This window comes from Streptomyces sp. NPDC051217 (genome assembly GCF_044455465.1).
Lineage (GTDB): Bacteria > Actinomycetota > Actinomycetes > Streptomycetales > Streptomycetaceae > Streptomyces.
Genome location: NZ_JBITEV010000003.1, coordinates 426,793 through 445,231 on the forward strand (window position 1 = coordinate 426,793; position 18,439 = coordinate 445,231).

Annotated in this window: 17 protein-coding genes and 2 pseudogenes; 12 read left to right on the plus strand and 7 right to left on the minus strand. The window is 70.4% G+C overall.

What is annotated here, in order from left to right:
- The first annotated feature begins 108 nt into the window (after nt 1-108).
- Nucleotides 109-1,362, plus strand: coding sequence for a GNAT family N-acetyltransferase (locus ACIBBB_RS10110; RefSeq protein ID WP_398980528.1), 1,254 nt, complete (start codon nt 109-111; stop codon nt 1,360-1,362).
- A gap of 42 nt (nt 1,363-1,404) precedes the next feature.
- Here the strand turns inward: ACIBBB_RS10110 and ACIBBB_RS10115 are convergent, their stop codons facing one another.
- The 5 genes and pseudogenes from ACIBBB_RS10115 to ACIBBB_RS10135 all read right to left on the minus strand — a co-directional run.
- A complete protein-coding gene (locus ACIBBB_RS10115; protein WP_398980529.1) occupies nt 1,405-2,226 on the minus strand; it encodes an Fpg/Nei family DNA glycosylase in 822 nt (273 codons plus the stop codon).
- A gap of 97 nt (nt 2,227-2,323) precedes the next feature.
- Nucleotides 2,324-2,812, minus strand: a complete 489-nt coding sequence (locus ACIBBB_RS10120) for a ribose-5-phosphate isomerase (protein WP_398980530.1) — start codon at nt 2,810-2,812, stop codon at nt 2,324-2,326.
- Nucleotides 2,813-3,001: 189 nt separating this feature from the next.
- Nucleotides 3,002-3,595: a biotin transporter BioY gene (locus tag ACIBBB_RS10125; protein ID WP_398980531.1), complete on the minus strand. Its 594-nt coding sequence runs from the start codon at nt 3,593-3,595 to the stop codon at nt 3,002-3,004.
- Between the two features lie 494 nt (nt 3,596-4,089).
- Nucleotides 4,090-4,606, minus strand: a pseudogene (locus ACIBBB_RS10130) (Scr1 family TA system antitoxin-like transcriptional regulator).
- Nucleotides 4,607-5,201: 595 nt separating this feature from the next.
- Nucleotides 5,202-5,696 (minus strand): annotated as a pseudogene (locus ACIBBB_RS10135) (Scr1 family TA system antitoxin-like transcriptional regulator); the annotation flags it as partial.
- Between ACIBBB_RS10135 and ACIBBB_RS10140 the strand changes: the two are divergent.
- The 4 genes from ACIBBB_RS10140 (at nt 5,687) to ACIBBB_RS10155 (ending at nt 8,739) form a co-directional block, all read left to right on the plus strand.
- Nucleotides 5,687-6,022, plus strand: a complete 336-nt coding sequence (locus ACIBBB_RS10140; RefSeq protein ID WP_398980532.1) for a hypothetical protein — start codon at nt 5,687-5,689, stop codon at nt 6,020-6,022. The pseudogene ACIBBB_RS10135 and the gene ACIBBB_RS10140 sit on opposite strands and share 10 nt — an antisense overlap.
- Nucleotides 6,019-6,351 carry a recombinase family protein gene (locus tag ACIBBB_RS10145; RefSeq protein WP_398980534.1) on the plus strand — a complete coding sequence of 111 codons (333 nt, stop codon included), beginning with the start codon at nt 6,019-6,021 and terminating at the stop codon, nt 6,349-6,351. Before ACIBBB_RS10140 ends, ACIBBB_RS10145 begins: the two co-directional genes overlap by 4 nt.
- A gap of 134 nt (nt 6,352-6,485) precedes the next feature.
- Nucleotides 6,486-6,926 carry an ATP-binding protein gene (locus ACIBBB_RS10150; protein ID WP_398980776.1) on the plus strand — a complete coding sequence of 147 codons (441 nt, stop codon included), beginning with the start codon at nt 6,486-6,488 and terminating at the stop codon, nt 6,924-6,926.
- 214 nt (nt 6,927-7,140) lie between these two features.
- Nucleotides 7,141-8,739 (plus strand): IPT/TIG domain-containing protein, encoded by a 1,599-nt coding sequence (locus ACIBBB_RS10155; protein WP_398980535.1) that lies wholly within the window; start codon nt 7,141-7,143, stop codon nt 8,737-8,739.
- Between the two features lie 8 nt (nt 8,740-8,747).
- On the opposite strand, the gene ACIBBB_RS10160 is transcribed toward ACIBBB_RS10155, so the two are convergent.
- Together ACIBBB_RS10160 and ACIBBB_RS10165 are read right to left on the minus strand one after the other, a co-directional pair.
- Nucleotides 8,748-9,374, minus strand: coding sequence for a histidine phosphatase family protein (locus ACIBBB_RS10160; RefSeq protein ID WP_398980536.1), 627 nt, complete (start codon nt 9,372-9,374; stop codon nt 8,748-8,750).
- Nucleotides 9,371-10,831, minus strand: a complete 1,461-nt coding sequence (locus ACIBBB_RS10165; protein ID WP_398980537.1) for an FGGY-family carbohydrate kinase — start codon at nt 10,829-10,831, stop codon at nt 9,371-9,373. The genes ACIBBB_RS10160 and ACIBBB_RS10165 overlap by 4 nt, the downstream gene beginning before the upstream one ends.
- A gap of 173 nt (nt 10,832-11,004) precedes the next feature.
- Between ACIBBB_RS10165 and ACIBBB_RS10170 the strand changes: the two genes are divergently transcribed.
- Genes ACIBBB_RS10170 through ACIBBB_RS10200 form a run of 7 tightly spaced genes read left to right on the plus strand, consistent with a single transcriptional unit; the run spans nt 11,005 to nt 18,414 of the window.
- On the plus strand, nt 11,005-12,435 hold the full coding sequence (locus tag ACIBBB_RS10170) for an ABC transporter substrate-binding protein (protein ID WP_398980538.1): 1,431 nt from the start codon (nt 11,005-11,007) through the stop codon (nt 12,433-12,435).
- Between the two features lie 6 nt (nt 12,436-12,441).
- Entirely contained in the window at nt 12,442-13,500 is a 1,059-nt protein-coding gene (locus ACIBBB_RS10175; RefSeq protein WP_398980539.1) for a carbohydrate ABC transporter permease, read from the plus strand.
- Nucleotides 13,497-14,366 (plus strand): carbohydrate ABC transporter permease, encoded by an 870-nt coding sequence (locus ACIBBB_RS10180; protein WP_398980540.1) that lies wholly within the window; start codon nt 13,497-13,499, stop codon nt 14,364-14,366. Before ACIBBB_RS10175 ends, ACIBBB_RS10180 begins: the two co-directional genes overlap by 4 nt.
- A complete protein-coding gene (locus ACIBBB_RS10185) occupies nt 14,363-15,478 on the plus strand; it encodes an ABC transporter ATP-binding protein (RefSeq protein WP_398980541.1) in 1,116 nt (371 codons plus the stop codon). The genes ACIBBB_RS10180 and ACIBBB_RS10185 overlap by 4 nt, the downstream gene beginning before the upstream one ends.
- Entirely contained in the window at nt 15,475-16,266 is a 792-nt protein-coding gene (locus ACIBBB_RS10190; protein ID WP_398980542.1) for a DeoR/GlpR family DNA-binding transcription regulator, read from the plus strand. The genes ACIBBB_RS10185 and ACIBBB_RS10190 overlap by 4 nt, the downstream gene beginning before the upstream one ends.
- The gene (locus tag ACIBBB_RS10195; RefSeq protein ID WP_398980543.1) at nt 16,259-17,407 is read left to right on the plus strand and encodes an ABC transporter ATP-binding protein; all 1,149 of its coding nucleotides are present in this window, start codon (nt 16,259-16,261) and stop codon (nt 17,405-17,407) included. The genes ACIBBB_RS10190 and ACIBBB_RS10195 overlap by 8 nt, the downstream gene beginning before the upstream one ends.
- Nucleotides 17,404-18,414 carry a 2-hydroxyacid dehydrogenase gene (locus tag ACIBBB_RS10200; RefSeq protein ID WP_398980544.1) on the plus strand — a complete coding sequence of 337 codons (1,011 nt, stop codon included), beginning with the start codon at nt 17,404-17,406 and terminating at the stop codon, nt 18,412-18,414. Before ACIBBB_RS10195 ends, ACIBBB_RS10200 begins: the two co-directional genes overlap by 4 nt.
- Nucleotides 18,415-18,439: the final 25 nt, after the last annotated feature.

Here is an 18,439-nt window from a genome sequence, read left to right on the forward strand (position 1 = left end):
TGTCGTTGGACCTTATCCATCAGTGGGCCGCACGTGCAGGGGGACCCCTGTGACATTGCGTTCGATACCGGGTCGCCTCGACCGCCCGCGCCCTGGTACTGATGGCATATGACCACAGACTTGCGAGTACTCGAAGCCCCCGACTGGGACCGCTGGTTCGGGACCCTGGAACGAGCCTTCGGCGGGGCGCTCGTCAACTCCGCCGAGGAACGCGAGGCATGGCGCTCCGTGACGGAGTGCGAACGCTCCGTCGGGGTCTGGGACGGCGACGAGTGCGTGGCGACCGCGGGCGCGTACACCTTCGGGCTCACGGTGCCCGGCGGGGGTGTGGTGTCCGCGGCGGGCGTCACGATGGTGAGCGTCGCGGCGACGCACCGGCGGCGCGGGATCCTCACCTCCATGATGCGGCGGCAGTTGGACGACGTCCGCTCGTGGGGTCAGTCGGTGGCGCTGTTGACCGCGTCGGAGCCGGAGATCTACGGACGGTTCGGATACGGCGTCGGCACACGGCAGTTGAGCGCCGAGATAGACACCTCACACGTCTCCTTCCGGGTGCCCGCCGACGCGGACGGCGCCGACGCCGTGCGGCTGCGGTACGTCGCGCTGGACGATGCGCGCGAGTCCATCGAGTCGGTGTACAGGCGCCAGGTCCCGGGCCGCCCCGGCATGCTGGAGCGGCGGCCCGGCTGGGAGCGGAAGCTGCTGATCGACCCGCCCGAGGGGCGCGAGGGCGCGACCGCGCTCCAGTGCGTGCTCGCTCGCCGGGGCGAGGGCGGCGACGCCGGGACGATCGGGTACGCGCTCTATCGCGTCAAGCCCGCGTGGGAGGCGGCCGGGCCGAAGGGCACGGTCGTGATCGACCGGGTGTCCGCCCTGGACCCGGTGGCGTACGCGACCCTGTGGCGCTTCCTCGGCGAGATCGACCTGACGTCGGCGGTGAGCGTGGCGAACCTGCCCGTGGACGACCCGTTCCAGTTCCTGGTCTCCGACGTCCGGCGCTCCAACATCCGGCTGCGGGACTCGCTGCACGTGCGGCTGGTGGAGGTGGGCGCGGCGCTCGCGGCGCGGACGTATCAGGCCCCGATGGACGTGGTGTTCGAGGTCGAGGACGCCTTCTGCCCCTGGAACGAGGGACGTTGGCGGCTGACCGGTGACGTCAAGGGCGCGTCCTGCGAGCGGACGGCGGACGCGGCCGATCTGTCGCTCTCGGTACGGGAGTTGGGCTCGATGTATCTGGGCGACACCTCGCCGGCGGCGCTGGCGGGGGCGGGGCTGGTACGTGAACTGCGGCCCGGCGCGCTGGCTGAGGCGTCGGTGGCCTTCGCGTCCCCGGTCGCGCCGTGGCTGCCGCACGGTTTCTGACGGGAGTGGGGCTGGCGGTCGAAGGGCGGGGTGCGTCCGGTCTCAGGCGCGCTGGCAGCCCGGGCACCAGAAGAGGTTGCGGGCGACCAGTGAGGCCGTGCGGATCTCGCTGCCGCACAGATGGCACGGCAAGGTCGCGCGCCGGTAGACGTACACCTCGCCGCCGTGGTCGTCCACGCGCGGCGGGCGTCCCATGGCCTCGGGCAGATGCTCGGGCCGTACGGTGTCGATCCGGCCCAGCCGTACGCCCTCGCGCATCAGCGCCACCAGGTCGGCCCAGATCGCTTCCCACTCGGCGCGGGTGAGGTCTCGGCCGGCCCGGTAGGGGTCGATACCGTGCCGGAAGAGGACTTCGGCGCGGTAGACGTTGCCGACGCCCGCGATGATCTTCTGGTCCATCAGCAGGGCGGCGACGGTGGTACGGGAGCGGGAGATACGGGCCCACGCGCGCTCCGGGTCGTTGCCGGGGGCGTCGGGCGGGCGCAGCGGATCGGGGCCGAGCCGGTCGTGTATCGCGCGCTTCTCGGGTTCGGTGATCAGCGCGCAGGTGGTGGGCCCGCGCAGCTCCATGTAATACGTGTCGTTGAGCAGGCGGAGCCGGACGGTGTCGGTGGGTGGCGGGGCGGGGGTCCCGCCGAGCGCCACCTTCCCGAAGAGGCCGAGGTGGACATGGATCCAGCCGTGGTCCTCGAAGCCGACGAAGAGATGCTTCCCGTGGGCGCTCGCGCCGTCCAGCACCCGTCCGTCGAGGAGCGCCGCGCTCTGGGTGAACCGGCCCTGCGGGCTGCTCACGCGTACCGGATCCGCGTAGAAGCGGTCGGTCAGGTCCTCGGCGAGGCGGTGGATCGTATGCCCCTCGGGCACGGGTTCTCCTTGGTGCGTGACGCGTTGTGCGTGCCCGCCGACGAGGAACAGGTGAGGAAGCCGCGTCGTGGGCCAGACGGGACTTTCACCACACGCCCTAGTCCTGCTTGGGGTGGTGCGCCGGGATCGGGGGCAGTTCGCCCGTCGTCTCGTACGTCGCGAGCATCTGGATCCGGCGGGCGTGGCGCTCCTCGCCCGTGTACTCGGTGCCGAGGAAGATCTCCACGAATTTGGCCGACTCCGCCTGGGTGTGCATCCGGGCGCCGATCGAGATCACGTTCGCGTCGTTGTGCTCGCGGCTGAGCCCGGCCGTCTGCTCGTTCCAGACGAGCGCCGCGCGCACGCCCTTCACCTTGTTGGCGGCCATCTGCTCGCCGTTGCCGGAGCCGCCGATCACGATGCCGAGGGCCGTCGGGTCGGCCGCGGTCCGCTCCGCGGCGCGGAGGCAGAACGGCGGGTAGTCGTCCTGGGCGTCGTAGATGTGCGGGCCGCAGTCGACGGGCTCGTGGCCGTGGGCCGTGAGCCACTCGACGAGGTGGTTCTTGAGTTCGAAGCCGGCGTGGTCGGAGCCGAGATAGACGCGCATGGGCGAAGTGTGGCACGTCGGGCACGGCGCGCGGTGTTCCGGGGTGGGGAGTGGCGCACCCGTGCATGACGTGCCGGGACCGAGGGGCCCGACGACGGAGGACGGCGCGCCGGCTCACCGAGTTGAGGGGCCACCAGGACCGGGCAAACCGCTTCCGGCGCGACGACACCGTCCACCCCGGCAACTCGCTCAGTTCTGGCGGCCGACGAGCTTCCAGGCGGCGGGCAGCAGACCCATCGCCAGCGCGGCCTTGAGGGCGTCACCGAGCAGGAAGGGGGTAAGTCCGGCGGCGACGGCCGCGCTCGGCGACAGGTCGGCGGCGACCGCGAGATACGGCACGCCGACCGCGTAGATGATCACGGAGCCGAGCACCATGGTCCCGGCGGTGCGCGCCACGGAACGGTCGCCGCCGCGCCGGGCCAGCGAGCCGACGACCGTCGCGGCGAGCAGCATCCCGAGCACGTAACCGAGGGAGACGATGCCGGGGCCCGACTCGCCCTCGGAGAACCACGGCATGCCGGCCAGGCCGACGAGGGTGTAGACGGCGAGCGCGAGGAACCCGCGGCGGGCGCCGAGCGCGGTGCCGACGAGGAGCGCGGCGAAGGTCTGGCCGGTGACCGGGACCGGGGAACCGGGCACCGGAACGGAGAGCTGCGCCGCGATGCCGGTGAGTGCGGCGCCGCCGAGTACGAGCGCGGTGTCGACGGCGTACCGGTTCCGCGCGACGGGGAGCAGATCGGCGAGCACCGCTCCGGTACGGGTGGTGACGGCAGCAGTGCTCATCGGGACTCCGCGGGGTGAGGACAGACGTGTGGGCTGGGGGAACAGGCTGACGGTAGCCCACCCGGACACCCCCGGACACGGGTGACCGAGCACAACGCGGCGGCGGGGCGGTTGGTGGGCTTCCAACAACTGGAGTGCTCCATGCGGCCGGTGGGCGTGACGCTCGTCACGGAATCTGCCGAGATGAGGCTCGCCTCACCCTGACGTAGATCATTTCGCGAGGCGGGGCGACTGCCGATCGGACTGTGACTTCCCCCCAAAGAGGCGACGGCGTCCGAGCGGTGGCACCTTGCCCGCGCCAGGGGTGCGTTCAGCGGGACCGACCGGGTGGTGGGCCCATCGGTTTCATTCGGCGGAGGCGCGCGGCGGCGCCGGAGTGGTCTCCGCCCTCCTTACTCATGGTCTCCCTCGTTTCCTGCTGACTCGGCTATGCCAAGAACGCTACGGAGTGGGGAGGTTACGGTCCACGCTCTTGCATGAGCTTGCACACGGATTTACTGGAGGGAGTCGATCGCCTCAGTGATGAGGACGCGGGCGTCCGAGCCGTAGACGGCCATTTCCGCCAGCTGAGAGAACGCCTTGGCGTAAGCGGCGATCTCGCTCGGTGCCGACACGTTCACGGCAGCCGTCAGAAGTTCGACGCTCGCCCGGTGATCATCAAAAAGGTAGAACGCCTCCAGGGGCCATACACGCCGTTCGGCGGAGAACGGGATGACACCGAGGCTCACGTTCGGAAGGGCCATCACCGCGAGCAGGTAGCCCAGTTGGCCGGCCATAGTGTCGGCGTCACCGATGCGGTAGCGAAGCGGTCTCTTCCATGAGCAACGCGAACCGGTGGCCACCCTCATGGAGGACGTGCGACCGTTCGATGCGGGACGACTTCGCAGGGCTCCAGCCACACCGAAGCGCCAGTTCCTGTCCGGTCAGCTCCGCATCTCTGCGCAGTTCTCCGAGGCGGGCGGCGAGGACTTCACGGGCGGCCTGGGCGCTGGACGAGGGTGACGCGGACATGAGTCCTCAGTGTTTCGCCAGGTCAGACCGAGTACTTGTCGTGCGGGACGCCCCGCTCCCACACCGCCTCGAACACGGCAGATGCCAACCGGGCCACGGCCGACTCGGTGTGGACCTCCCAGCCCGGTTCGGACCAGTTGCCGTCACCCGCCTCGTCATCCTCAGCCGTCAGCGAAAGCGGGTACGGTCAAGGCCCACTCTCCTGCCTGCTCCGGGGTCTGCCTTCCGTCCAGGACAAGCCGGAATCCCCACAGGGCCGCGTCGATCCACCCCGGCCCCCGTGCCGCCCACGCCCAGTCGACAAGCCACGTCCGGTCGCCGATGAGGAAGTTCGTCGCTGCGGGGTCGGTGTGCAGGAGACACCGGCCGGTCAGCAGCGGTTCGGCCTCGGGGTCGCAGTAGGACCCCACCTGTCCCAGGCCGTCATCAGCCCGACGCCCGGTGCCGGGCGGGTACTCAGCTCCCGCAGCACCGTCGCCACCGGCTCCAGATGGTTGCCGCCGGGTCTGAAATCTGCCCACGGAGTCGCGGTGACACCCTCGAACCCCAGCAGCCGCCAGCCGCCCGCCTCCAGATGCCACAGCAGTTTGGGGCGTAGTCGGGCAGGTAGGGATTGATCTTCGATTCGAACGTGGACGCGTCGCTCGATCTCTTCGTTGTCATCGCCAGGGTTGTCCTCGCGGATCAACGTGCGAGCGTATTCCTCGGTCTGGAGCAGACCGGGTACCAGCTCGGCGGTGTACTGGCTGAGGCGTGTCGCCGCCTCCTCCAACCCGATGTAGAGATCGAAGTTCTCCGGGATGACATCACCGTAGGCGTGCCACCAGCCGCGCCCCTTCGTCTCCTTGGCCAGGCCCTTCAGCGCTTCGGCCAGGTCTTCCGGTGCTCCGTAGACCTTGCACATGGTCTCGACGTCGTGGCTGCGAAGCGACGTCTGACCTGTCTCGATGCGCCAGATCTTCGCCTCCGACCACTCCAGCTTGCTCGCCGCCGCCCTGACGGTCAGGCGTGATCGATTTCGCAGGTCACGGAGATGTCTTCCAAGTTGATCGCAGGCACGGCGAGGGAGTGTGCGCTGCCGTGAATCCACTGATCTACGGGTACGTACGGGCGTTGCCCGGACTGGGCAGTCAGGAGATCGACCGGTTACGCGGGGACATCGCCGCGTTCGCTCTTCGTCAAGGCTTCGCGTTGCCCGAGGTGTTCATAGAGCACAGCTGGACGCGGGTGTCCGCCTGGAAAGCCCTCGTCGCGGCCTGTCGGTGGACCCGCACCCGCGACGTGGTCGTGCCGTCCTGGCAGCACCTGAACACCCAGTACTCCCTCAGCACCGCCGCTCAGCAGACCTTGCAGGACGCCATCCGCGGGCAGGTGTGGTTCGCCTCCGCCGTCATCCGATTCGGAGAAGCATCGTGAACGAGACGACCAACCAGCCCGCGCCCGCCTACGGTTACCTGCGCGTCTGCTCCGACGCGGCCTACCGCGAGGCGCCCGCGCTGGAACGGGACATGGAGCGCTTCGCGCAGGAGCGTGGCCTTCAACTCGTCGCCATTCACCGGGAGTTCGCGTACGGCACGCTCAACGCCTTCACCGCGTTGGCCGACACACTGCGACGCACCGGCGCGCGGCACGTGCTCGTGCCGTCCCTCGATCACCTCGGGCAGAGCGGCGCCCTGCAACGCGTACTGCTCTCGCGGCTGGAAGCAAGTCTCGACGCGACCGTGCACGCCCTCGATGCCTCGTAGTGGCGTGCCACTCCCGCGCGCATGGGACCTGCTGGCACTGGTCGCCCTGCCCACCGCCGTGAGCTGCGCCCGCGCGTTCGTCGACTGCACCCCTGCGCTGGTGGGGTGCGGCCCACGTAACGGACGACGCGCTGCTGGTCGTCTCCGAACTCGTCACCAACGGCGTCAAAGCCACCGGGCCGCGAACTCCGCACCGGAAATGGACCGATGTCACGGCGGAGCACATCCTCGGCGTACAGCTCCGCCTCGACGGGCTGAGTCTGTACGTCGAGGTTTGGGACAGCGGTCGCGAGGCCCCGGCCGCCAGGACACCCACCATCGACGACGAAGGCGGACGCGGACTCCTGCTCGTCCAGACGCTCGCCAAGAGGTGGGGTACCTACCGGCCGCCCGCCGGGGGCAAAATCGTCTGGGCCGAGCTCGCCCTGCCCGTCGCACCCAGCCTCACCACGGATGTACCGCCCCTCCCCCACCGCGCCCCCGCACACCTCCGCGTGCCCCCGGGCAAGGTGAGGGAACAGGTCGAGACCGCGCTCATGCGGCGCGTGCTGGACGGGCTGCGCACGCTGCGCTGACCAGCGGCACAAGCTGCCCGCGCGCGACCGCGCTGGGCCGGCAGCCTGAAATCCGTGGCTCCGGCAGTGCCGTGAAGCGTCAAGCGACCGCGCCACGAAACGGGACACATAGGGTCATCGCGACAGTTCGCGTGAACATACGCCGGCCGAGCCCGGGTGAGGGGCGAGAAGGCCCTCGGGCGCACACAGTCTCCACGACGCCCAAGGAGCACCTATGACGACCGCCTCACTGCCGTACCCGGCCTACGCCAAGGTCACCATGACCCTCGCCGCGCTCGCCGCCACGGCGGCGACCCCCCGCCCGTCGGGTGAAACCGTCGCGGAACAGGGCCGGCGCGCCCTCACCGGCATCGCCGCGCGACTGACCGACGACTCGCTCGCCACCGGGGACACGTGGCTGCCGATGTGGCTGGCGATGAGCCCGGACAACGGGAATCTGGTGTACATCGCCTGGAACACCGACGGATCGAACCAGTTCGCCGTGGTCGTGCGGGGCACGGTCAGCGCTCCGACCGACATGATGGAAGACCTCGACGTCGGAACACCGGTGCCGTTCACCGCCGGCGGATCACCGTCCCCCGTCGCTGTCTCGGCGGGCGCCATGGCCGCGTTCACCCAGGTCGTCAACGCGCCCGGCATCGCCTACTGGGACATCGTGGAGGGCGTCGGACCCGCCCGTCCGCATGTCACCGTGGCCTCGGGCACGACCCTCCCGCAAGCGTTGGCCGAGCTTCTGACGTCGGCGTACTCCTCGCCCACAGTCTATGTGACCGGCCACAGCCTCGGCGGCTGCGTCGCGACCATGCTGGCCCCGTACCTCCAGAAACTGCCGTGGCCGAACACGCCGCAGTTCGCCCTCGTCACCTTCGCCGCCCCCACCGCCGGCGTTCAGAGCTTCGCCCAGTACGTCGACTCCCTTCCGCTCGACCAGAACGAGAGGTACGTCAACTCCTACGACGTCGTCCCGTGCGCCTGGTCCGATCTTCAGACGCCCAAGGGGTGGTACCCGAAGGACAAGGGACCGAGGGCGAACGATGACGTGAAGTTGCTGCTCACGGAGATCGACACGCTCAGGAAGGGGAACGTCTACGTCCAGCCCGGCGGCGCCGGCACCACGATGAACGGGGACTACGACCAGCGCGACCTCGCGCTGGTCAACAAGACCCTTGAGGACTACCTGGGCCAAGTCGCCTATCAGCACGCCGACTCCACCTACCTGACGCTGCTGGGCGCTCCCCTCGTTCCGTCCGGACCGCTGGTGGCCTCGGTGAGTCCCGGCTTCGGGGCGCGAGGAGCGACCGTCACCATCAGCGGCAGCGGATTCGACCCGGATTCCGTCGTCGACTTCGGTCCGATGCCGTGCGTCGAGTTCGCACTCGACTCCACCGGTATGCGGATCACCGCGACCGTGCCCGACGGAACCGGCATCGTCGACGTCCGCGTCACCACCAAGTTCGGCACGTCGCCCGCCGCCCCGCTCGGCCAGTTCGCCTACGGCGGACCGGCACCCGTGGTCGTCACCTCTGTCTCACCGGACAAGGGAGGGTTTGGTACCCCGGTCAAAATCTACGGCTCGGGCTTCGTCGACGGAGCCACCGTGATGTTCAGGGAAACCGCCGGGGACAACGTCGGCTTCACATCCTCGACCCTGCTCACGGCGTCGGTGCCGAAGCGGACGCTGGAGCATCCGAGAACGGTCGACGTCACCGTGACGGTCGGCGTGGCCACCTCGCCGACCAGTCCGGCCGACGAATTCACCTACCCGAAAGTTATCCCGGACGGGAGCGCGGAAGCGCCTCGCGTATCGGGCTGACCGCGGGCTCACCCCTGGCACGGCACGTTCAGTGACAGCAGCGCCGTGCGCTTGCCGTCCGTGCGGATCTCGCTCACCGCCGCGTTCCGCAGCCCCGGGAACACCCGCCGGTAGTCGCTCAGCTCGATCCCCAGCAGTTCACAGAGCACCAGCCGCAGCAGGGTGTTGTGCGCGACCACCAGGACCCGGCCGCCCTCGTGCGCCGTCGCGATCCGGTGCAGGGCGTCCGTGCCGCGGGTCGCGGCCGCGCGGGGGTCCTCTGCGCCCGGGAAGGGGTTGACCACCGGGTCGGCGCGGAACGCCGCCGCGCCCGTCGGGTCGACCGCCTCGAACTCCGCGAGCGTACGGCCCTCCATCACCCCGAAGTCGCATTCGCGCAGCTCGTGTTCGCGTTCCGGTACGAGGCCGAGTGCCCGGCACGCGGGCTCCGCCGTGACGATCGCGCGGGGCACTGTGGAGGTCCATACCGCGTCGATCGGCGCGCCCGCCGCCGCCTGCCGTCCCGCCCACTCCCCCAGCCGCGCCGCCTGGGCGCGGCCCTCGTCGGTGAGGCCGACGTCGCTCACGCCCGCGTAGCGGTTCTCGGCGTGCCAGAGCGTCTGGCCGTGGCGGGCCAGCAGCAGGGTCGTACTCACGGGACCTCCAGGTCGTCGGCGCGAGCGCGGACGCGCGCGTGGGCGGCGACCGGGGCGGGGAGCCAGCCGCGCCGTTCCAGTTCGCCGACCATCCTCAGGTACGGCTGAAGGAAGCGCGCGGTACGCGCCGGGTCGGGGCGCAGGACGTGGCTGAGGCCGACCATGCGCTTGGCCGCGTCCGCGAGGGTGGGAGCGGCGCCGGCGCCGTACGCGGCGAGGACGGCCATCCCGAGGGCGGGTTCGCTGTGCCGGGGGATGTGCACGGTCCGGCCGAGGATGTCGGTGCGCAGCTGGTTCCAGTACGCGCTGCGTGAGCCGCCGCCGGTGAAGGTGAGCGGGCCGTCCTGGGGGGCGCCGAGATGGTCGAGGTAGTCCAGGCAGAGCCGTTCGGTGTGGCCGACTCCCTGGAGGAGCGCCGCCCAGTGGTCGGCGTCGGACCGAGGCTCGCCCAGGAGGAGGGCGGTGGCGTCGGGGGCGAGGAAGGGAAACCGCTCGCCGCCCGAGACGAGTGGGTAGGCGAGCGCGTTCGAGGGCTCGTACCGGTGGGCCTGGGTGTCGAAGTGCGCGGGATCGGCGTCGGGGAAGGCCCTGGCGAGCGCGCCCGCCCCGACGCCGGAGGCGCCGCCGGGCAGCCAACTGCCGTCCGGGGCACGGTGGTTGTAGACGACCCCGGTGCTGTCGTGGACGGGGTCGGCGGTGACGCCCTTCAGGACGAGCGTGGTGCCGAGGACCGAGTTCCACGACCCGGGGCTCAGTGAGCCGGAGGCGATCTGGGCCGCGCAGCCGTCGGTCATCCCGGCGATCACGGGGGTGCCGGCCGGGATGCCGGTGGCCCTCTCGCCGTCGGCGCCGACCTCGCCGAGCCGCGCGCCGGGGCGTACGACCTCCGGGAAGAGGCCCGGGTCGAGTCCGAGCGCGGACAGTTCCTCGCGCGGCCAGGTGTCGGACGTCAGGTCGTATCCCGTCTTCAGCGCGTGGCTGGAGTCCGTGGGGGTACGGCGGCCGACCAGGCGGGAGACGATGAAATCGGGCTGGTGGGTCAGGCGTACGCCCGCGGTCGCGGGCTGCCGACGCAGCAGCCACATCACCTTCGGCAGGGCCCAGGTCGGCTGGACGCGCAGTCCTCGCTCGCGTGCCAGCGCGGCCTCGGCGGTGGCCCGCCCGTCGTCGTACATCAGACCGGGGGTGAGCGGCCGGCCCGTGCCGTCGGTGAGCAGGACCGTGCCGGAGGTGCCGCACACGGCGAGCGCGCGGACCTGGCGCGACCCGCCGGGCGGCCGGTCCCGCAGGGCCCCGCCGATCGCCGTGCGCACCGCTTCCCACCACTCGTCCGGCGACTGCTCGTGGCGTACCCCGTCGCGTCCGCCGCCCAGCGGGGCCGCGCCGCCGCCGAGCATGGCCCCGTCGTCGTCGACGAGCACGGCACGGACGCTCTGTGTACCGAGATCGACACCCATCCACATATCGGCTCCCTCTGTGAAGTTCTCACTCTGCACCGAGATTTTCCGGCGCGCGCGGGATTGACGCGCAACTACCGGTGTTCCAAGCTCTGTTAACCACTCGAAGGAACGCGTTATCCAGGGGTGGGAACGTGGGAACAGCGTCTCCCGCCGGACCGTGGAGGTCATGGATGGACATGCACGGGCAGCTCGGGCACGACCGGCGGCGGTTCCTCGCTCTGACGGCGGCGGCGTCGTCCGTCCCGCTGCTGAGCGCCTGCGGCGCCGGCTTCGGCGGCGGCGACAGCAAGAGCGACGGTTCGGCGGCCGACGATGTCACCGGATCGTTCGACTGGCGGCGGCACAAGGGCACGACCGTCAAGGCGCTGCTCAACAAGCACCCGTACACGGACGCCCTGATCGCCGAGCTGGGGACCTTCACCGAGAAGACCGGCATCAAGGTCGAGTACGACGTGTTCCCCGAGGACAACTACTTCGACAAGCTGACCGTGGACCTCTCCAGCGGCCGGGCGTCGTACGACATCTTCATGCTCGGCGCCTACATGGTGTGGCAGTACGGCCCGCCGGGCTGGCTGGAGGACCTCGGTCCGTGGATGCGCAACGAGTCCGCCACCGGCGCGGAATGGGACCAGAACGACTTCCTGCCGAGTCTCCTCGAAGGCACCCGGTGGTCCCTGAAGGCGGGTGCGCCGCTCGGCCGGGGCGGGCAGTACGCGCTGCCGTGGGGCTGGGAGGCCAACGTCGTGGCGTACAACACGGAGGTCTTCGACAAGCTGGGGCTGAGGCCGGCCGAGTCCTTCGACGAGCTGCGTGAACTCGCGGGCACCATCAAGCGCAAGGCGCCGGGCGCCGGTTTCGACGGGATGTACGGGGTCGCGGTACGCGGCTCGCGGAGCTGGGCGACGATCCATCCCGGCTTCATGACGATGTTCTCCCGCTACAAGCTGAAGGACTTCACGGTCGACGGGGAGAGCCTGAAGCCCGCCATGAACTCGCCCGAGGCCATCACGTTCACCCGCGACTGGGCGGACATGGTCAAGAAGGGCGGGCCGCCCTCCTGGACCTCGTACACCTGGTACCAGTGCTCCAGCGACCTGGGCGCGAAGAAGGCGGGCATGCTCTTCGACGCGGACACCGCCGCGTACTTCCAGGCGGTGAAGGGTGCCTCGCCCGCCGCCGGGAACATCGCCTTCCACCCGGGGCCGAGGGGGCCCGACGGGTCGCTGGCGACCAACATGTGGATCTGGTCGCTCGGGATGAACGCCAAGAGCGAGAGGAAGAGCGCGGCGTGGTTGTTCCTCCAGTGGGCCACCGGCAAGGAGCACCTGCGCAAGGGCGCGGTCGAGTACAACCACATCGATCCGGTGCGCAAGTCCGTGAGCGACGACGCGGCGTACCGGAACAAGATGAAGGAACTCCCCGGTTTCATCGAGACGTTCGAGGCCGTCCAGGACCAGACACGGATCCAGTTCACCCCGCAGGAGCAGTTCTTCGACGCGACCACCAGCTGGGCGTCGGCGCTCCAGGAGATCTACGGGGGCAAGAGCGCGGGGCCGGTGCTGAACGGTCTGGCGGACGATCTGGCCTCGAAGGTCGGGTGACGCCCCATGGACTCGTCGACGGAGGCCGATCACGGGGCGGCCTCGTCCGACGACGCGGCCGTGGCCGACGCCCCTGAGAAGGCGTCGGCCGCGGAACCGGGCCCCGGTACGGGCTCGGAACCGGGCCCCGGACCGGGCTCGGGCGCTGCCCCGCTCGGGCTCGGCGCCGCACGGAGCGTGCCGGGGTGGCGGCGCGCACTGCGGCCGTATCTGCTCATCGTCCCCGCCCTGCTGCTGACCGGCGGGATCCTCTATCCCTTCGGACTCGGCCTCTACTACACCGTGTTCGACTTCGCGGCGAGCAAACCGCAGCCGGACCTCGTGGGCCTGGAGAACTACCGCCGGATCTTCACCGACTCCTCCTTCTGGGACTCGGCGTGGGTGACGGTGCTGTACGCCGTCGGCGCCGCCGCCGTCGAGACGGTCCTCGGCGTCGCCGTCGCGCTGCTCCTGCACCGCTCGACGCTGGTGGGCCGGGTGCTGGAGAAGGTCCTCATCCTGCCGCTGATGATCGCTCCCGTGATCGCCGCGATCATCTGGAAGCTGATGCTCCAGCCGTCGGTCGGCGTCGTGAACCATCTGCTGCGGCCGTTCGGTCTCGGCGGTGTCCAGTGGACGGACACCCCGACCGGCGCGCTGCTGTCGTCGATCGCCGTGGACGTGTGGGTCTACACACCGTTCGTCGCGATCCTCGCGCTGGCCGGGCTGCGCTCGCTGCCCACCTCTCCGTTCGAGGCGGCGGCGGTCGACGGTGCGAGCTGGTGGTTCACCTTCCGCAAGCTGACGATGCCGATGCTCTGGCCGTACGTCCTGGTCGCCGTGATCTTCCGGTTCATGGACTCGCTGAAGGTCTTCGACATCATCTACGCCCTGACGGAGGGCGGCCCCGGCGACTCAACGGTGGTACTCCAGATCCGGGCGTATCTGGAGGCGATCCGCTTCCAGCGTTACTCGTTCGGGCTGAGCTACATGATCGTGCTGTGGGCGGTGGTCTATCTCGCGGCCATGGTGCTGGTGCGCTATCTGGGCCGGATACAGAACCGGGCCGCGGAGGTGCCGAAATGACGGGCAGTCAGAAGGGCGGAAAGTCCCACAGGGCTTCGCGGCGGCGGGCGCTGGCGATCGCCGCCGACGGTGCGCTGATCCTCTACTTCGTCTTCGCGCTCTTCCCGGTCGTGTGGATGGTGATCCTTTCCCTGAAACCGGCGAACGACCTGTTCAGCACGTACTTCTCCTTCAGCCCGACCCTCGACTCCTACCGGACGGTCCTCGGCGCCGGCGAGGACGAGGGCGTGCCGTTCGTACGTTTCTTCGTCAACAGCCTGGTGGTGTCGCTGGGGGCGGTCGGGCTCTCCCTGGTGATCGGGCTGCCCGCCGCGTACGCCGCCGCGCGGTGGCGGTTCCGGGGCTCGGAGAATCTGATGTTCACGCTGCTGTCGTTCCGCTTCGCGCCCGAACTGACCGTGATCATCCCGCTGTTCGTGCTCTACCAGCAGCTCGGGCTCTTCGACACCTACGTCGGCATGATCTGGGTCCTGCAACTGGTCACGCTGCCACTGATCGTCTGGATCATGCGGTCGTACTTCGCCGATCTGTCGCCGGAGCTGGAGCAGGCCGCGCTGCTCGACGGCTACACCCGCAAGCAGGCGTTCTTCCGTGTCGCGCTCCCGCTGGTGAAGCCCGGCATCGCCGCCGTTTCGCTGCTGGCCTTCATCTTCGCGTGGAACAACTTCGTCTTCCCGCTGATCCTCACCTCGTCGCAGGCGCAGACCGTGACCGTGGGCGCGCTGTCGTTCCTCGGCGGCGACCGGCCCAAGTACAACCTGACGGCCGCCGCCGCGCTGGTGTCGGTGATCCCGCCGCTGCTCCTCGCGCTCACGATCCAGCGGTATCTGGTGCGGGGGCTTTCGTTCGGGGCGGTGAAGTCATGACCCCCGCGCCGTCCTCGGCCTCGATCGCGCTGCGCGGCGTCCACAAGTCGTACGGGCGCACCACCGCGCTCGACGGCATCGAACTGAACGTCGCCGAGGGCGAGTTCTTCTGTCTGCTCGGCCCCTCCGGCGCGGGCAAGACGACCACGCTCAAGACCGTCGCCGGGCTGGAGGAGCCCGACTCGGGGACCGTCGAGCTCGGCGGCCGGGACATGACGGGCGTGGAGCCCTACGACCGGGGCGTGGCCATGTGCTTCGAGTCGTACGCGCTTTATCCGCACCGTTCCGCCTACGACAACCTCGCCTCGCCGCTGCGCTCGCCCAAGTACCGGCTGCCGGCCGCCGAGGCCCGGACGCGGATCCATGAGGTCGCGGAACTCCTCGGTATCGAGCGGCTGTTGGAGCGCCCCGTCGGCGCGCTGTCGAACGGGCAGCGGCAGCGGGTGGCGCTCGGCCGGGTGCTCGTCCGGCCCGCCCGCGCGTTCCTCCTCGACGAACCGCTCTCCCATCTCGACGCCAAACTCCGCCAGGCGATGCGCGCCGAACTGAAGGCGATCGGCGACGTCCGGCACACCACCACGCTGTATGTGACGCACGACTCGGTGGAGGCGCTGGCGCTCGGCGACCGGATCGGGGTGATAAGGGACGGGCGGATCACGCAGACCGGGACGCGCGAGGAGATCTGGCACCGGCCGTACGACACGTTCGTCGCCCGCGCCTTCGGGCGTCCGCTGATCAATCTGCTGCCGGGGACGGTCACCGCGGACGGGCACTTCGGCTCGGCGGCGGGCGGCTTCGAGCTGCCGGTGGACCTGCCGGCGGCGCCGGGCACCGCCGTACAGCTGGGGGTACGGCCGAGGGACATCACCCTGGGTGGGTCGGTCGACGGCGCGCTGGAGCTGACCGGCACCGTCTACGTCACCGAGGTCCTCGGCCGCGCCACCGAGGTGACCGTCCAGCTCGGCTCCCGGCAGTTGTCGCTCGTCGCCCCGCGCGCCGCCGCGGCCGGTCTGCGCGTGGACGATCCTGTGCGGCTCTCCGTAGGGCCTGAGAGCCTGCTCCTGTTCGAGGCCGACCGGCCGGAGCGTCCAGGACGAAGGATCACCCCATGAGCACCCAGCAGCAGCGCGGCCCCGCCTCGCGCCAGGCGGCGATAGCCGAGTACGTCCTCGCACAGGGCGAGGGCACCGCCGCCGAGCTGGCAGCACGCTTCGACGTCAGTCTGATGACCATCCACCGCGATCTGGACGAGCTCGAACGGCAGGGAATCGTAAGGAAGTTCAGGGGCGGGGTGACCGCCCAGCCGTCCGGCGTCTTCGAGTCGAACGTCGCCTTCCGCCTCAAGGCCATGCACGAGGAGAAGGCGGCGGTCGCCCGGCACGCGCTGACCCTCGTCGAGCCCGGCATGGCGGTGATGCTCGACGACTCGACCTCCACCCTGGAGATCGCGCGGCGGCTCGGCCCCATCACCCCGCTCACCGTCGTCACCAACTTCCTGGAGGCGATCAATCTGCTGTCCGGGGAGCGGGGCATCCATCTGATGGCGCTCGGCGGCGACTACGACCCGCTCCACTCCTCCTTCCTCGGCGTCAGTTGCGTCGAGGCCGTGCAGTCGCTCCAGGTCGACATCTGCTTCACCTCCACCTCCGCCGTCTCCGGGGGCTTCGCCTACCACCAGGAGCAGCACATCGTCTCCGTGAAGCGCGCCATGCTCGGCTCGGCGGCGAAGAACGTCCTGCTGCTGGACCACTCCAAACTCGGCCGGGTCGCGCTGCACCGGCTGGCCCCGCTCTCCGCCTTCGATCTGGTGCTTGTCGACGCGGGCGCCTCCGCGGACGCGCTGCGCGACCTCGACGAGCACAAGGTCCCCTACCAAATCTGTGAGGTGGGCGGTGACTGAACCATCCGCCGGACAGGACCTGACTCTCCGTGCGCTGCGCAAGACCTATGTGTCGCGTGGCCGTCCCGCCGTCGAGGCGGTGCGCGGCATCGACATCGAGTTGCGCTCCGGCGAACTCCTCGGCCTGCTGGGCCCGTCCGGCTGCGGCAAGTCCACCACGCTGCGGATGATCGCCGGTCTGGAGTCCGTGACCGGCGGCGACATCCTGGTCGGCGGGGACTCCGTCGTCTCCCTCCCCGCGCGGGAACGCAACATCGGTGTCGCCTTCGAGAACTACGCGCTCTACCCGCCGCTGACCGTCGCGGAGAATCTCGGCTTCGGGCTCGCGGCCCGCCGGCTGCACGGGGCCAGGGAACGGGCCCGGCGCGTCGCCGACATGGCGGAGCGGATCGGCATCACCGACCTGCTCGCCGCTCGGCCCGCCGGTCTGTCCAGCGGCCAGAAGCAGCGCGTCGCGCTGGCCAGGGCGTTGATCCGGGAGCCCGACGTACTGCTCCTGGACGAGCCGCTGTCCCATCTGGACGCCGCCCAGCGCGACACGACGCGCCGCGAACTCAAGCGGATTCAGCGGGACTTGGGCCATACGACGATCCTCGTCACCCACGACCAGGAGGAGGCGCTGTCGCTCGCCGACCGGATCGCCGTCATGCGCGACGGCGTGATCCAGCAGGTCGGCACGGCGTACGAGATCTACGACGCCCCGGCGAATGTGTTCGTCGCCGACTTCGTGGGGGAGCCGGCGATCAATCTGCTGCCGGGCGTCGTGGCGGCCGGCGGGTGGGTACGGCTCGCCGGAGCGGCGCGGTTCCCGTGCCCGGCCGGCGCACCCGTGGGCCGCGAGGTGCTGCTCGGCATCCGTCCGGAGGACCTGCGGCTGACCCGGGAGGGTGAGCCGGGCGACGGGACGGGGGACACCGGGCCGGGCGGGGCAAAGGACGGCGCCGTACGGGCTACGGTCAGCGCCCATGAGCCGCTCCTGGAGTCCGGAATCGCCACGCTCACGCTCGACGGCGTCACGGAACCCCTCGTCGTGGAGACCGGCCCGGAGATCCGCCTGGACCGGGGCGACACCGTGCGCGTCACCGCCGACCCGCGGCACACGCACGTGTTCGACGCCGAGACAGGAGGCGCGCTGACGTGAAGATCCTCGCCGCGGGTGACCACTTCGTCCTCAACTCCCTGATCACCGAGGCCCTGCGGCGCGACGTCGCCGGCCCGGCCGAGATCACCGAGCTCACCCTCCCCTGGCCGCTCACCCCGTTCGGCGAGGTCGCCGAGGTCCATGAGGCCAACGACTCCGAGGACGCGCTGATCGAGGCGCTGGACGGGGTCGAGGTCTGTGTGACCCAGATGGGTCCCTTCACCGAGCGGGTGCTGGCCGCGTCGCCCGCGCTGCGGATGGTCGCGGTGTGCCGGGGCGGCCCGGTCAACGTCAACGTCGAGGCGGCACGGGCGCGCGGTGTGAAGGTCTGCTTCGCGCCGGGGCGCAACGCGGCGGCCACCGCCGAGTTCACCGTCGGGATGATGCTGGCGGCCCTGCGGCGGATCCCGCAGGCGCACAACTCCCTCGCCCTGGACGGGGAGTGGGACGCCTCGCACTACACGTACACGCGCTGCGGCCCGGAGCTGGAGGACACCCCGGTGGGGCTGATCGGTTACGGCGCGGTCGGCAGCCGGGTCGCCCGGGTGCTGACCGCGTTCGGCGCGGAGGTGGAGGTGTACGACCCGTACGTACGCGGCGATGTGCACGGCATGCGGTCCAAGTCCCTCCAGGCGCTGCTGTCCCGGTCGAGTGTCGTCACACTGCACGCCCGGCTCACCCCCGAGACCCGGGGGCTGATCGGCGCGCCCGAACTCGCCCTGATGCCAAGGGGATCGGCCCTGGTGAACGTGGCGCGCGGCGGGCTGCTCGACACCGACGCGCTCTGCGACGCGCTGAGGAGCGGGCAGCTCGCGACGGCGGCGCTCGACACGTACGAGCAGGAGCCGCTCCCGGCCGACTCCCGGCTCCGCGGCACTCCGAATCTGGTGCTGACCCCGCATCTGGGCGGGGCGAGCAAGGCGGTGGCGCGGAAGGCGGCGCGGATCGCCGCGGCGGAGGTGGCGCGCTACGCCAAGGGCGAGCCGCTGGCGCACTGCCTGACCTGAGCCCGGGACCCACCTGAGGAGAGCG

Bases quoted from the DNA above. Each gene is read 5' to 3' on its own strand.
- ACIBBB_RS10165 (WP_398980537.1), bottom strand. From the start codon at position 10,831: ATGGGTGTCGATCTCGGTACACAGAGCGTCCGTGCCGTGCTCGTCGAC.
- ACIBBB_RS10190 (WP_398980542.1), top strand. From the start codon at position 15,475: ATGAGCACCCAGCAGCAGCGCGGCCCCGCCTCGCGCCAGGCGGCGATA.
- ACIBBB_RS10125 (WP_398980531.1), bottom strand. From the start codon at position 3,595: ATGAGCACTGCTGCCGTCACCACCCGTACCGGAGCGGTGCTCGCCGAT.
- ACIBBB_RS10180 (WP_398980540.1), top strand. From the start codon at position 13,497: ATGACGGGCAGTCAGAAGGGCGGAAAGTCCCACAGGGCTTCGCGGCGG.
- ACIBBB_RS10185 (WP_398980541.1), top strand. From the start codon at position 14,363: ATGACCCCCGCGCCGTCCTCGGCCTCGATCGCGCTGCGCGGCGTCCAC.
- ACIBBB_RS10120 (WP_398980530.1), bottom strand. From the start codon at position 2,812: ATGCGCGTCTATCTCGGCTCCGACCACGCCGGCTTCGAACTCAAGAAC.
- ACIBBB_RS10110 (WP_398980528.1), top strand. From the start codon at position 109: ATGACCACAGACTTGCGAGTACTCGAAGCCCCCGACTGGGACCGCTGG.
- ACIBBB_RS10175 (WP_398980539.1), top strand. From the start codon at position 12,442: ATGGACTCGTCGACGGAGGCCGATCACGGGGCGGCCTCGTCCGACGAC.
- ACIBBB_RS10170 (WP_398980538.1), top strand. From the start codon at position 11,005: ATGGACATGCACGGGCAGCTCGGGCACGACCGGCGGCGGTTCCTCGCT.
- ACIBBB_RS10155 (WP_398980535.1), top strand. From the start codon at position 7,141: ATGACGACCGCCTCACTGCCGTACCCGGCCTACGCCAAGGTCACCATG.